The sequence below is a fragment of the Butyricimonas paravirosa genome, from assembly GCF_032878955.1.
Classification (GTDB): domain Bacteria; phylum Bacteroidota; class Bacteroidia; order Bacteroidales; family Marinifilaceae; genus Butyricimonas; species Butyricimonas paravirosa.
Map to the genome: position 1 here is coordinate 4,858,406 of NZ_CP043839.1, position 15,038 is coordinate 4,873,443.

11 protein-coding genes are annotated in these 15,038 nt (G+C 41.3%); 10 read left to right on the top strand and 1 reads right to left on the bottom strand.

All coding sequences use genetic code 11. The features are described from left to right. The first annotated feature begins 32 nt into the window (after nucleotides 1-32). The 8 genes from rocD to F1644_RS19590 all read left to right on the top strand — a co-directional run bounded on the left by rocD (nucleotide 33) and on the right by F1644_RS19590 (nucleotide 11,665). Nucleotides 33-1,244: an ornithine--oxo-acid transaminase gene (gene rocD, locus F1644_RS19555; RefSeq protein ID WP_118304307.1), complete on the top strand. Its 1,212-nt coding sequence runs from the start codon at nucleotides 33-35 to the stop codon at nucleotides 1,242-1,244. A gap of 158 nt (nucleotides 1,245-1,402) precedes the next feature. After that, entirely contained in the window at nucleotides 1,403-1,960 is a 558-nt protein-coding gene (locus F1644_RS19560; protein ID WP_118304292.1) for an RNA polymerase sigma factor, read from the top strand. A 132-nt stretch (nucleotides 1,961-2,092) separates the two neighbouring features. Continuing rightward, nucleotides 2,093-3,241 carry a FecR family protein gene (locus F1644_RS19565; protein ID WP_118304291.1) on the top strand — a complete coding sequence of 383 codons (1,149 nt, stop codon included), beginning with the start codon at nucleotides 2,093-2,095 and terminating at the stop codon, nucleotides 3,239-3,241. Between the two features lie 148 nt (nucleotides 3,242-3,389). Beyond that, nucleotides 3,390-6,683, top strand: coding sequence for a SusC/RagA family TonB-linked outer membrane protein (locus F1644_RS19570; RefSeq protein WP_229782419.1), 3,294 nt, complete (start codon nucleotides 3,390-3,392; stop codon nucleotides 6,681-6,683). A 12-nt stretch (nucleotides 6,684-6,695) separates the two neighbouring features. Then, on the top strand, nucleotides 6,696-8,123 hold the full coding sequence (locus F1644_RS19575) for a RagB/SusD family nutrient uptake outer membrane protein (protein ID WP_118304289.1): 1,428 nt from the start codon (nucleotides 6,696-6,698) through the stop codon (nucleotides 8,121-8,123). A gap of 5 nt (nucleotides 8,124-8,128) precedes the next feature. After that, nucleotides 8,129-8,869 (top strand): DUF4843 domain-containing protein, encoded by a 741-nt coding sequence (locus tag F1644_RS19580; RefSeq protein WP_118304288.1) that lies wholly within the window; start codon nucleotides 8,129-8,131, stop codon nucleotides 8,867-8,869. A 38-nt stretch (nucleotides 8,870-8,907) separates the two neighbouring features. Then, nucleotides 8,908-10,503, top strand: coding sequence for a PKD-like family lipoprotein (locus F1644_RS19585; RefSeq protein ID WP_118304287.1), 1,596 nt, complete (start codon nucleotides 8,908-8,910; stop codon nucleotides 10,501-10,503). Nucleotides 10,504-10,525: 22 nt separating this feature from the next. Then, nucleotides 10,526-11,665, top strand: coding sequence for a TlpA disulfide reductase family protein (locus F1644_RS19590; protein WP_118304286.1), 1,140 nt, complete (start codon nucleotides 10,526-10,528; stop codon nucleotides 11,663-11,665). A gap of 182 nt (nucleotides 11,666-11,847) precedes the next feature. Here the strand turns inward: F1644_RS19590 and F1644_RS19595 are convergent, their stop codons facing one another. After that, nucleotides 11,848-13,110, bottom strand: a complete 1,263-nt coding sequence (locus F1644_RS19595) for an Nramp family divalent metal transporter (protein WP_118304285.1) — start codon at nucleotides 13,108-13,110, stop codon at nucleotides 11,848-11,850. A 142-nt stretch (nucleotides 13,111-13,252) separates the two neighbouring features. Here F1644_RS19595 and F1644_RS19600 point away from each other — a divergent pair, with 142 nt between their 5' ends. Further along, entirely contained in the window at nucleotides 13,253-14,185 is a 933-nt protein-coding gene (locus F1644_RS19600; RefSeq protein WP_118304284.1) for a calcium/sodium antiporter, read from the top strand. Between the two features lie 155 nt (nucleotides 14,186-14,340). After that, complete coding sequence (locus F1644_RS19605) at nucleotides 14,341-14,919, top strand: RNA polymerase sigma factor (protein WP_087422480.1); 579 nt, start codon at nucleotides 14,341-14,343, stop codon at nucleotides 14,917-14,919. Nucleotides 14,920-15,038: the final 119 nt, after the last annotated feature.

Here is a 15,038-nt window from a genome sequence, read left to right on the forward strand (position 1 = left end):
TCGAACCTAACTAAAATTATATCATGAAAAAAATGACCGAACAAGAGTACATGGACCGTGAGGCTAAATATGGCGCTCACAATTACCATCCACTTCCCGTGGTGTTAGAAAAAGGAGAAGGTATTTACGTGTGGGATGTTAACGGAAAGCGTTATTTCGATTTTCTGTCGGCTTATTCTGCCGTGAATCAGGGACACTGCCACCCGAAGATTGTAGAGGCAATGACGGAACAAGCCCAAAAGTTGGCTTTGACTTCCCGGGCTTTCTATAATAACGTGCTGGGTGAATGGGAAGAATATATTACCAAATATTTCGGGTACGATAAGGTGCTGCCGATGAATAGCGGTGCCGAGGCTGACGAGACGGCCTTAAAATTATGCCGTCGTTGGGGATATGACGTGAAGGGTATCCCTGCCGATCAAGCTAAGATTATTGTTTGCGATAATAATTTTCACGGTCGTACAATCACGATTGTTACGCTTTCTAACGATCCTTCTTCTTATGCCGGATTCGGACCTTTTACTCCCGGATTCGTGAGAATACCGTATGATGATATTCCTGCTTTAGAAGAGGCGTTGAAAGACCCGAACGTAGCCGGATTCCTGTTAGAACCGATTCAAGGCGAGGCTGGTGTTTATGTACCGCATGAAGGATATTTGAAGAAAGCGTATGATTTGTGTAAGGCTCATAACGTGTTGTTTATGGCTGACGAAGTGCAGACCGGTATTGCCCGTACGGGTAAAATGCTGGCGTGTGATCACGAGGGGGTACGTCCGGACGTTTTGATCCTGGGTAAAGCTATTTCCGGAGGATTGATGCCTGTTTCCTGCGTGTTGGCAGATGACGAGATCATGTTGACCATCAAGCCGGGAGAACATGGTTCGACTTACGGGGGAAATCCTATCGCAGCTAAAGTGTCGATGGCTGCTTTACAGGTAATCAAGGATGAGAAACTGGAAGAGAATGCAGAAAGACTGGGTAAGATTTTCCGGGAGAGAATGAAAGCGATTAAATCCGATATGGTGGAACTTGTCCGCGGTAAAGGTTTGCTGAATGCGGTGGTAATTACCCCGAAGAATGGTAAGACGGCTTGGGATGTATGTTTGAAATTACGTGATAACGGTTTGTTAGCTAAACCGACTCACGAGCATATTATTCGTTTCGCCCCGCCTTTGGTTATCAATGAAGAGCAATTAATTGAAGCGATAGGTATTATCGAGAAAACATTAAAAGAGTTCGAGTAGTCGGATTTGAATTTATTATTAGGCATCTTTTCATGATCACGAGTTTGATTTTGGAAAGATGCTTTTTTATATAGTCCAACAATAGCGTATATTATTTCTTTAAATTGTGAAAAGTTTATTTTTCCGCGTATATTTGTTTTATTAAATATCCCTTTTATATGTCAATAGATTTCGATTCATTATTGGAAGGCGTTAATAAAAAAGATATGCGGGCGTGGGAAGAGCTTTATGCAGGGTATTATGCCGTGCTGTGTTCTTACGTGAACAATATCTTGCGGGATCGGGATCAGGCTCAGGATATTGTGCAGGATGTTTTGGTGGCTGTCTGGAAATCTTCCAAACAGTTTGGGGATATGAAGGAACTGACTTCTTATTTATATCGTTCTTGTTATAACAATGCGTTGATTTATAAGCGTAATGTTCAAATCCGTAAGGGTATAGAACAAAAAATCGTATTGGAGGCAGAGGTGGAATTTTCTGATGAGATTTTTGCTATTACCGTGAGAGATGAGTTATTGAGACAGTTGTATTGTTATATCAAGGAATTACCGGATGGTGCCAGGGAAATAATGGAATTAAGTGTTTTGGGGTTGTCCGGGCCTGAAATTGCAGAAAAGTTAGGGATCACGATTCATACGGTGAAAACACAGAAAAGTAGGAGCTTCAAGTATTTACGAGAGAAGTTGAAAGATTCCGTGCTGTTATTTTTAATTTGACCGAAATTTTTTATCGTTTTTGTCATACTCTTTATGACTTCATGTATTATACAATTAAACGATCCATTATTGATATTTCGAGTTTTTTCTCAAAATTGTGGTAAATGCTTGGATGATATAAATTAATAGAAGATGAAATTGGATTTACATAGAGTGGTAGAGTTGTTTCGAAAATCTTTTTCGACTTCACTTTCCGATGCAGAAAAAGAGGAATTGGACGAAACCTTGCAAGATGGTTGTTTGAAGGAGGTATATGATCAATTATCGGATGAAACTTTTGTACTGGATAAATTCCGGGAATTTGAAATATATAGCTATAAACCTGCCTTTAATAAGTTGAAAATTTACCAGCGTCATACCCGGATGAGCAAGTGGATAGCTTGGGGATCGTCTATTGCTGCGATTTTGATTCTTGTGTTTGTGTTGGTTCGTCCTTGGGAATATCATGATGAGGTACAGGAATTAGTTGAAGTAACGCAACATATTATACCTCCCGGGAGTAATGCGGCTATTCTAAAGTTGGCTGATGGGAGAATGATCGAGATCGGGGAACAACCACTGGAACTTAAAGATGCTCAAGGAAGTGTGATGAAATATGAAAACGGACGTCTTTCTTATTCATCCGGAGAAGAATGTGCGATAAAGGATGCCTACAATGAGTTGGTTGTGCCTATTGGTGGAGAGTGTCATGTTCTTTTGGATGATGGGACGGAAGTTTGGCTAAATGCAGATTCAAAATTGAAATATCCTATTGCGTTTAGTGGGGAAAGTCGTGAAGTGATCTTGTCGGGAGAGGCTTATTTTGATGTGAAAAAGGATACTCGTCCTTTTGTTGTAAGTCTGGAAAGTGGTGATATAACTGTATTGGGAACCTCTTTTGGCGTGAGTGCTTACCCGGGTTATCCGAATTACACGACTTTGGTCAGGGGAAGTGTCCGTTTTACTTCTCTACGACAGGAACAAGTTGTTTTGACTCCCGGGGAACAGGCTGTAGTTGATATTTCTGGAAATCTGGAAAAACGGAACGTGGATGTGGAAGAGTTTGTCGGGTGGAAAGATGGAGTGTTCATTTTCAAGGATAAAACATTGGCTGAAATCATGCAAATATTGGAGCGTTGGTATGGAGTAAACGTGATTTTTCAGGATGAAAGCTTGAAAGAATTGGAGTACACGGGTAGTCTTGAAAGATATGATTCTATTAATACATTCTTGCAATTGTTGGAAAAATTAAAAGAAATTCGGTATGAAATAAAGAAAAATACAATTGTCCTATTTAAATAAAAAGAGAAAGACAGACAACAAATTTCTCAGGTTCGGCGTCTGTCCCTTCTCGATTTATATTATTAATATAAACTACAATAATATGAAAAAAAATCGATTAATTAGGTTTCCTGGCCTATTAAAAAGGTACAAGAAAAATTTAATGATTATGAAATGGTGTATTGCTTTTATCTGCTTGTTCACTTTGAACTTGTCTGCGAATGTGTATTCTCAAAAGAATATTGTATCGCTGGATTTATCTGATGTATCCGTTGAACAGTTTGTGAAGGCGGTTAAACAGCAGACGTCACTTAAATTCATGTATAATTCGTCTCTTATCCGTCAGGCGGGGAAGATTTCTGTGAAAGTTGAAAACAAAGAGTTGAAGGACGTGCTGAGTATGGTGTTGGGTAAAGTCAACTTGGAATACGAATTTTTTAATAACGTGATCTTGATTCGCCAAAAAGGAGAGGGAAAGAGTGAGCAGCAAAAGAAAAAGGTGGTGAACGGGACGGTGAAAGATGAGCATGGGGTGACATTACCGGGTGTTTCCGTCTTGATTAAAGGCGAGAGCGTGGGGGTTGCCACGGATATAAACGGGAAATATTCCATCACGATTCCAGAGAATAAGAAGGAGGTTGTTTTTGCTTTCTCGTTTGTCGGGATGGTTCCGGTGGAGGTTCGATATACCGGTCAGGATTCGATTAACGTCGTGTTGAAAGAGGATGTCGAAAAAATAGATGAGGTGGTGGTAAATGGTTATTTCACCAGGAAAAAAGAGAGTTACACGGGTGTTTCTACGACTTTCTCTGGGAATGATTTGAGAAAAGTATCCACGGGGAACATTTTGAACACGTTGTCCATGCTTGACCCTTCTTTTACGAAAGTGGTGAATAATGAGATGGGGAGTGACCCGAACACGATTCCTAATTTTGAGATTCGCGGTTCCAGTAGTTTGAAAGCTGATTTTGACGGGAATCCGAATATGCCGACATTTATCATGGATGGTTTTGAGGTGTCGGCGGAGAAAGTGTTTGACCTTGATCCGACTCGGGTACGTTTTATCACGATATTGAAAGATGCAGCAGCAACGGCTATTTATGGTTCTCGTGCGGCGAATGGGGTTGTCGTTATTGAGACAGAGGCACCGAAACCGGGAAAATTGCAATTATCTTATAACGGGAGCATGAATTTTGAGGTGGCTGATCTTTCCGATTATAATTTGATGAATGCGGAAGAAAAATTGGAATATGAAGTTCGTGCGGGACTGTATGATAAAGAAGACAGGCCTGATTGGACGGATGACACGTTTGACGCGTATAATCAAAAATTGAAACTTGTTAAGCAAGGAAATGATGTGGATTGGTTGGCCATTCCCGTGAGGGAGTTAGGAGTTGGTCACAAACATTCTATTATTGCGGAAGGTGGTAACGAGTCGTTTCGTTATGCTTTAGACCTTTCTTATTCCAATAAAATAGGTGTGATGAAAGGTTCCAAACGTGATACATACGGAGGGGGAATACGACTTCAGTATAATTTGAAAAAGTTGAAGTTTACGGATTATGCTTCGTTTGATCACGTGAAATCCGTGAATTCTCCTTATGGTAATTTCAGTGCTTATCAATATTACAATCCTTATTATAATCCTTATGATGAGAATGGGAATGTGAAAAAGATGCTTTACGAGTACTCGTATTATGACCGGGGATTTCAGACAAAAAAGATGTACAATGAGTTGTATAATGCTGTTTTACCTTCTAAAGATCAATCGACCTCAAATCGTTTCTTGAATAATTTTGCTATCGAGTATGATATTATTCAAGGGTTGAAGTTAAAGGCGAATTTATCGTTAAGTGTTGACAATGGAAGGACAGATGTTTATAAGCCATATGAAAACACGGAATTTATTGATAAAGAGAAAAAGGGAAGTTACTCGCAGGGACAATACGAGGATTTCAGTTATGATGTAAATATTATATTGACGTATTTCAAAACGTTTAAAAAGCATGTCTTGAATGCCGGGTTTATTTATAACCTGCGTGAAACAAATCATGATCAGACGGATGTGTATGCGCTTGGTTTTCCGAATGCCAACATGGACCATATTTCGATGGGTGCCGGGTTTAAAGAGGGTGATAAACCCGGTGGAGCTTACGATGTGACCCGTTTGGTGGGTTTTGTGGGTAACTTGGGTTACACGTATGACGAGCGATTTCTGCTTGATTTTTCCGTTCGTAGTGATGGTTCTTCTTTGTATGGATCGAATAATCGTTGGGGTACGTTCTGGTCGTTAGGACTGGGATATAATTTACATCACGAGAAATTTATGGAACGTTTGACATTTATCAACTTGCTCAAAATTCGGGGATCTATCGGAACGACCGGGGGACAAAATTTTAACCCGTATCAATCCATGGCAATGTATTCTTATAACGATGACCGAATTGGTGCGATTTCATATAGTGGTTATATTGGAGCTATATTGAAGGCTTTCGGTAATAAAAATTTGAGGTGGCAGAAGGTTGAAAAACAAAATGTGGGTTTGGATTTCGAGTTGTTTGACCGACGCTTGACGGGGTCTTTCAACGTTTATGATGATATTTCCAAGGATGTACTTATTGACGTGACTCTTGCTCCCTCGCTGGGATTTTCTTCTTACAAGGAGAATCTGGGAGAGGTGAAAAACAGTGGTGTCGAGTTAACATTGAAAGGTACGGTAATTCGGGATAGAGAACGTGAAATTTATTGGGACATCATGTATAATCTGGCTCATAATAAAAACAAGGTGACGAAGATCAATCAGGCATTGACTGCTTTTAATGACAAGCAAGATGCAGAAGTGAAGAATAAACCGGTGATACGGTATAAAGAAGGCTTGTCACAGAACACGATATGGGCCAACGAGTCGCTAGGTATCGATCCGGCAACCGGGGAGGAAATTTTTTTGGATATGAACGGGAATAAAGTGAACGAGTGGGATGCAGCGAATTACAAACCATTCGGATCTACGGACCCCAAGATTTACGGTACGATAGGAACCATGTTCACGTATAAAAAGTGGGAATTGAATGCACACCTGTATTATAAATATGGCGGTTATATCTACAATTCAACTCTCGTGGATAAGGTGGAGAACGTGAACCCGAACGAGAATGGTGATAAACGGATTTTGTATGACCGATGGAACAAAGAGGGGGATGTGGCTAAATTTAAAAAAGTGAGTGACGTGTCCGTGACTAACCCGACATCACGTTTTATAGAGAAAGAAAACTACATTCAATTACAATCTTTGTCAATTGGTTATGATTTCAGTTGTGATAAATTGAGAGAAATAGGGATTCAGCGTTTGAAACTTTCTGCGATCGGTAATGATATTTTTACCTCGTCAACGGTGAAAATGGAAAGAGGTACTTCGTATCCTTTTGCACGTACTTTCTCTCTCTCGGCCCAATTAACTTTTTAATCAGGTAACATTATGAAAAAACGAATGAATAAAGCAATAATTCTTTCACTGGTTCTCGTACTTACGGCATGTAACAATTGGTTGGATGTTTCGCCGAAATCAGATATGAAAGCGGACGATCTGTTTTTGACCGAGGCAGGTTTCCGGGATGGGTTGATCGGTGTTTATGCGCTAATGTGCAGGGAGGACAGTTATGCAAGGGATTTGACGTATGGTTATCTCGACGTGCTAGCTCAATATTACAAGAGTCCCCATCAGTTGACCTCTTCGGGATATGAGCATAATTTCAAGAAAGCGGCTGAGTATAATTACAAGGAAACAGCGGAAGAAGCCCGGATTCTGGCTATTTGGCAAAACCATTTTACGGCGATCGCCAATATTAACCTGGCTCTTGAATATATTGATAAGAAGAAGGACGTGTTTTCTTCGGAAGATATTTATAAGATATATAAAGGGGAGTTTTTGGCCTTACGAGCGTTTTTACATTTTGACGTGTTGCGTCTTTTTGCGTCATCGGCGAGCATGGATAACGGTAATGGTTTGAATTCGATGGCAATCCCTTACGTTGATGTTTACACGAATGTTGCCCGGCCTCAATTGACGGTGAAAGGGGTGTTGGAGAAGGTAAAAACCGATCTTTTGGCAGCTAAAGGCCTGATGAAAGGTCTGGAAGTGTTCAAGGGATTGATGGAGTCTTCTGATCCCCAATATAACCGGGGACAACGAATGAATTATTATGCGGTGACGGCTCTTCTTGCCCGCGTGTATCTTTATGGTAACGAGAGAGAATTGGCACTTGCACAGGCGAAGGAGATTATTGGGGAAGTGAATGGTGAGAACCCCACTTCTTACGAGTTGGCCAATAGTTCTGCTACTTCGGGAAATCCGATGTTTAGTTCGGAGCTGATATTCACCTTGGATGTGCAAAAATTGAAAGATTTGAGTGAGGTTTATTTTACAGAAAACTCCAATTCTGTTTCCAGCATACTTTCCATGTCATCGTCCGGTAAGGCAAATATATTTAATTCCGGGGGATTGGAGAGTGATTTTAGAAGTTCGTGGATGACGTCGGGAACTGATGGAGATTCTTATGTTCTGGGAAAATATAAAGACATGAAATATATTCCGATGTTTAAACTTTCCGAGCTTTATCTGATTGCGGCAGAAACGGCAACAGGAAGTGAGGCCTATGGTTATTTGAATAAATTGAGGAATCATAGGGGATTGGCAAATGTAGCACCGACGGCAGATCTTGAAGATAATATCTTTCAGGAGTACCGACGGGAATTTATAGGAGAAGGACAAATGTTCTTTTACTATAAACGTAAGGTGATGCAAGTGATCGGAGCGGATAATAACATTGCAATAAAGAATCCTAATGCGATTTATAATTTACCGATCCCCACGAATGAAGTTGATTTTGGAAACATAAAAAAATAGAAGCTATGAGAAAATTATTTATTCTTCTTTTAGGAATCGTATTTTATTCTTGCAGCGAGAATGATCGTTTGATATATAGTGAGGGAATGCATGATATATACTATTCTGACGTGACAAAGGACAAAGACAGTATATTCGTGTCTTTACTGACGGCAGAACGGGAATTGACGACAACAATTAATGTCAAACTTTTAGGTGATACGTTGCGTGTCTCGGAAAAATTCAAGTTGGAGGTGATTCCGGGAAAAACGACAGCGAAAGAGGGTGTTCATTACCAGAAACTTCCTGAAACATACGAGTTCCCTACCGGGGTGTTTGAGTACAAAATGCCGGTGACATTGATTAAAGGAGATGAGGGGATCACGAAAGCTCCGGTTATCTTGGCGTTGCGTCTTGTTCCGGTTGCCGGTTTGGGTATTGCTTACGAGAATCGTTCCGTTGTGCGGTTGATTATATCGGATATGCTCCGGAAACCGGAAGGAGATGCGTATTATGAAGATATGGGGGCCTTCGTGGGTTTGTTCGGTGAGTATTCAAGGAAAAAACATACGATGATTATCGAGTTGACCGGGCATGATTTTTGGGATCTCGGTTATGGGGATAGGCCTGATTATAACGATGATTATAAAATTTATTACGAGTCCGGTTATTATACCCCGTATGCCAGAAAATTATACAAGATCATCACGGAGAATAGGATAGAGGATGAAAATGGAAAGGTCATGCAGGGGTGGATGGTTCCTTAAATAGTAAGAAATTATGATGGATTAATAATGAGATTGTTATGAAAAATTTGAAATATATATTGATTTTATTGCTCCTTGTCCCGTTTTCATGTATTGATGACAAGTCGAAATTTAGTGATACCGAGATAGATGAAATCGTGATTACAGGTATAGAGAAAAGTCGGGAAATAGAGGTCGGTTCCAAGTTGGAAATTTCTCCGGTGGTGACCACTAAATTCGGAGAGAAATCGAAACTTTCTTACGTGTGGTATAAATACAATCAAGAGCAGCATGTGGCTGATACTTTGTCCCGGGAGAAAGATTTGAGTGTTGTTATCGGTGATGTATTACCGGGTGTTGAAAATACATTGGTCTTTAAAGTGATTGACGATCAAACGGGTGTTTATGCGTTGAATAAATCTACTTTCACCACGGTAGGTAAATATTCGGGCGGAACGTTGGCTTTGTGTAAAACGGATGGGGAAATGGATTTGGCCATGTTGAAGAAAGACGGGACGACGTTGTACGAGAATATTTATGCTACGGCAAATAATGGCGAAAAACTGGGAACTGCATCTAAACGTATTTTCCAGACGGATCTTTATCCGAGAAATCCGTTGGCGTATAAAGCTGTTATTGTTACTTGTGATGACGAGACAGGGGGTGTTTATCTTGATCCCACTATTTTCGAGAGAAAGGATGATATGAAAAATAAGTTTATGTTTGGTGACGAGTTGGAGGGGAAATTGGCTATCACGGGATATGCCGAAGGCCAAGGAACGGATTATATAACAATGAATGGTAAAGTGTATGTCAGAGAATACGGGTCTTCTGAAGAAAACGTGAGTTGGAATCCGGCTTTAGTTTTTCTTGCAGACCCGACAGATTATTCCATGGCAAATTACACGGCTCACCCGACAGATCATCCATTCTACGCCTCTCCGTTATTCTATGATAATTTAAACGGGCGGTTTGCATTTAACCAACAGGGTGGATTTTTTAGTTCATTGGCAGGGGTAGATTCGGATTTCTCGAAATTTGATCCTAATAATATGGGAAAGGGGGTTAAAATGATTTTGTCCGGGAGCATGAATAGCACGCTTGATGAGGTTTGGGCATTGATGAAAGATGAGAATAAAGATGAGTACTTTGTGATCACGTACAAGTTCACGTTTGTTGCATGGACTAGTTACACGTTCTTCTCGTTGTCAAAATCGGCACTTTCTAAAGCGTCAAATGCCGATCTTTATAGTGCATCAATCTTTATCCCGGGGACGAAACCGAAGATCGGACACATGAATCCGTGGGAAATGAGCGCTAAAGGAATTTCGGATATATTCTTTTTTGTAAGCAATAATAAAGTAATGGCTTTTAACGTGAAGACTTTGTCCGGAGGTGTATTGATTGATGGAGATACGGAGGGTTACACGGTGACAAGCGTCGATTGTACAGAAGTGGCCGCCCCGACAGAGACTGATCCGAAAGCATCGTTCGTGCAATTGACTTTGGGAGTTAAAGATAAAAAGTTATCGTCTAAATCGGGAGGGATTGCCGTGTATCGTTTAAACAGTATTGGTGGAATTTCGGCTCAAAAAATGTATGCCAAGACTGGTTTCTGCGATGAGGTGATTGCTACGGTGGAAAAAACGAATTGAAAAAGGATTAATAATTTGATTTATGAAGACAAGTATAAAAAGTTTTGTCGTTTTAATATCTTGTGGGTTATTTGCTTGTCAACCGGGCAAGCAAATAATCCAAGGGGAAACGGGTAATTTGAATACAAATAAAATGTATTTATGCGAGGTCGTGAGTGATTATTGGAAATCTCATAGAGCCGTGGACTCGGTAGATGTGATAGACGGAAAATTCATGTTTGAATTGGAGAATGTGCAGCCGGAACTTTATTTTTTGGGGGATTCTCCGAATCATGGAGGGTATTTTTTTCTGGATGGGAAGAGAATAAAGGTGCAACCGGAAAAAGTGACAGAAGAAGAAATTCTTTGGAAAGTCGAGGGTTCTTCTTTGGATCAAAAATATCGAGCTTTTATGGAGCAATGGGATGAGGCGACTTTTAAGCAGATAACCGATTCTTTGGATACGCTCTTTTTTCAGGCTCGTGATGCGGGGAACCGGGAAGAAATGGCTAGGATAAAGGAGGAATCCATATATTATTACGACGAAGGAAGAGCAAGAAGTGCTGCTTTAGTGAAAGAGGTTTTGGAAAAGAATAAAGAGAATTCTTTTGGAATGTATTTGTATTATTACAAGCAATTTCAGCATAAAGATTTTCCAATGCTGGAAGAGATTATAGCGGAAAAGGCTTATATCGAGAGTTTCGGGGCAGCCGCGAAGAATACCCGTTATCTTCCTTGGGTAATGGAAAAATTAGGTAAATATGAAGGATGTGCGATAGGTCACGAGGCTCCCAAAATTGTAGGGAAGGACACGTTAGGAAATGAATTGAAGTTAAGTGATCTGCGTGGAAATTACGTGCTGGTTGATTTTTGGAACTCGTATTGTCACTGGTGTCGGGAGGAAACACCGGCATTGAAACGGGCCCTGGAGCATTTTGCCAGGAAGAATTTCAAAATACTAGGAGTGTCTTCTGATCGGGTGAAGAAACTTTGGATGGATGCGATTCACGAGGATGGCAGTTATTGGGATCATCTGATGTTGGAGAAAGGGGATGACGTGATGGATCGCTATTGCATCAAGGGAATTCCCCATATCATACTGGTCGGACCGGACGGGAAGATTCTGGCCAAGGAGTTGAGGGGGCAGGATTTGATAGACGTGCCGGATCAATTTGTGAAGTAAACGAATTAACCCGAATTCAATCGTGAATATCTCGTGAAAGTCCCGTAAAAGGACGATACAGACGAGATATAGCCGAGATAAAGACGACTTAAAGCCAAGTGGAGTCGTCTTTATCTCTTTTTTTTAACACTTGTACGTGTCGGATAAGTCTTTAGCTGGGTTTGATTTCTACTTTATTTGGGCTATAAAAAACTGATAAGTAGCATGACGTTCAGTAAGGTGACAATTCCCCCGATCACGTACAGGAGCCATTTCGTGTAGGTAGAATTTTTGTATTTTCCCATGACCTTGGACGAGGAAGTGAGGTAAACTTGCGTGAAAATGGTGATCGGTAACTGTACGCTTAGAGCCATTTGCGAGTAAATCAACCCTTGGAAAGGATTCGATACTACCATGATCAGGGCAAAAGCGAGGATGAGGGAAGTTAGCACACCGATGCGGGAATGACTGTCCTTGATGTCGTAAGGCTCCTTGTATATTCCAGCGAAAATGGAGCCGGCAGCCATACCTGAGGTAATAGTAGAAGAAATTCCGGCAAACAGGAGAGCCACGGCAAAGATCACGGAGGCATTATTCCCAAGCAATGGTGCCAGCAGGGAATTGGCTTGTTCCAGTTCCGTGACGGGAGTTCCGGTTCCGAAAAATGCGGCAGCAGCCAGTAGGATCATGGCGCTGTTGATGGCCCAACCGATCACCATGGAGAGGATCGTGTCGGCATATTCGTAGCGTAATTGTTTTTTGATGATTTTATCGTCTTGTATATTCCATTGACGGCTTTGGATGACTTCCGAGTGAAGGAATAGATTGTGGGGCATGACCACGGCCCCGAGTACGCTCATGATAACGACCATGGAGCCTTCGGGAAAAGCGGGGGTAACCCATACGGGCAAGGCTGTATTCCAGTCGATCTCCACGAGGGAGAGTTCGTAGATGAACGATAAGCCGATGATGGAAACAAAAGCAATGATCCATTTCTCGATCACCCGGTAGGTATTCGTGAACAACATGATAACCACGAAAATCAATACGAGTATTGATCCTGCCCGGATCGGGATGTTGAATAACATTTGCAAGGCAATGGCCCCACCTAGTATTTCGGCTAGAGAGGTGGAGATGGAGGCGAGCATGGCAGAGTAAAGAATACCTTTGGCATAACGGGGTTTCAAGTATTCGCTGGCGGCTTCCGAAAGGCATAAGCCGGAGGCAATTCCCAAGTGGGCCACGTTGTGTTGCAACACGATCAGCATGATCGTGGACAGGGTGACCATCCATAATAGAGAATAACCGAATTCGGCACCGGCGGCCAGGTTGGAGGCCCAGTTTCCCGGATCGATAAAGCCCACGGTGACAAGTAGGCCGGGACCTATATATTTAAATATTTCCAGTCCCCCGAGTTTCGGGTTATGTTTTGCCGTGTTCAGTAGTTCTTTGAATTGTTTTAACATGTTGTTCGAGTTAAAAGCTAAAGGTTAAAAGCCGATCGTGTAATTTTATTATTATTTTTGAAACTTCAAAAGTACGAATAACGATGAATATTTGTTCTCGTGACCGTGAACTTTTAGTATTAACTTTTAACTTTTGATTTTCATGTTGATTCCTGTACTTCTTGTCGTGGCCTCTTTGGTGGTACTTTATTTCGGGGCAGATTTTCTGGTGAAAGGTAGTTCATCGCTGGCCGTGCGTTTTGGAATATCTCCTTTAGTTGTCGGTTTGACCGTGGTGGCATTCGGGACAAGCGCACCGGAGTTACTGGTTAGCGTGCAGTCGGCATTGGAAGGTAATCCGGGAATTGCCGTGGGAAACGTGATGGGATCTAATATATTCAATGTTTGTGCTATTCTTGGAATTTCAGCGATGATTTACCCGTTGAGGGTGAATCCCCGGTTGATTCGGCTGGATGCACCCGTGATGCTGGTGGCCACGTTATTGTTCGTGGGGATATTTCATAACGGGAGTTTCGGAAGATGGGCCGGGATATTGTTTTTTGCCGGGATATGTGCCTATATGATTTACTGCGTGTACAAGGCCAAGCGGGGAGAGGTGGTTGAAGGGGACGAGGAAATCAAACCCACGAAGAGCTGGATGCTGGATGTCGTGTTGGTGATCGCGGGACTTGCTTTGTTGGTATGGGGATCGGGCTTGCTCGTCGATAATGCCGTGATTATCGCGAAAGCCTTGGGATGGAGCGAGGCGGTGATCGGTTTGACGATCGTGGCAGCAGGGACAAGTATGCCGGAACTGGCAACTTCCGTGGTGGCTGCCTTGAAAAAACGTACGGATATTGCCATCGGTAACGTGATCGGTTCGAATATATTCAATCTTTTGGCTGTTTTAGGATTAACGGCGACGATTGCACCCGTGGAGACCAACCAGATTAACTGGACGGATATGCTGGTGATGCTCGGAACTTCTTTACTTCTGTTGCCTTTCATGCGAACGGGATTCAAGATCGGGCGGGGGGAAGGTGTCGTGCTGTTCGTTATTTATATCGCTTATACCGTCTATTTGCTTGTTTATTAATTGTTTGTTGGTATATGAAACCTTTAGAGGAGAGAAAAAAAGTGTGAGGGAATAAAAAGAATGTTTATTTCTTGGTAGGAATGGGTTATTTTCCTTAAATTTGGTTGCGTTACTTGAGTGCTTGGTAGTGGTGTATTTTAAGGAGTAACACAATTATGGGGGGAAGTTTCATGCAGAATGAGCAACAAATATTATTGGAACATTTAGCCAAAGATAGTGATTTGGCTTATACTCTATTGTACAAGCAATTCTACGTTCCGATGGTGCTTTTTGCTAGTAAATATATTAATAATGAGGAGGAGGCGAAGGATGTAGTACAAGAGTTCTTTATTTCCATGTTGGGACTAAAAAAAGAATTCGAGAATGTTACAGCATTAAAAGTTTATCTTTATAGTTCGGTTAAGAATAGGTGTACGAACTATTTACGGCATGAGCGGGTAAAAGGGCGTTACGAGGCTTTCGTGATGCAGGAGTTCGATGATGTGGATTTGTTTTGGGACCGAGTGTTGGAAGAAGATGTTTATTCCCGTGTGATGGAGATGGTCGAGGAACTCCCCAAGCAATGCCGGAGTGTGATGACACTTTCGTTGGAAGGATACAAAATTTCTGAAGTTGCGGAGAAAATGGGAATTTCTCTTGAAACGGCGAAAGAATATAAAAAAGAGAGTAAAAAACGATTGACAACTCGTTTGCAGACATTAGGATTAAGTATGTTCGTGCAATTATTTTTCTAGATACAATTTCATTGAATCATAAGTTATAAAAAATAAAAAGAGAAAATTTTATTTATTTTTTCTCTTTTTCATCCCCCCCGTTTTATTTCAAAGGGTGTTTTATTTATAGAAACATGAAT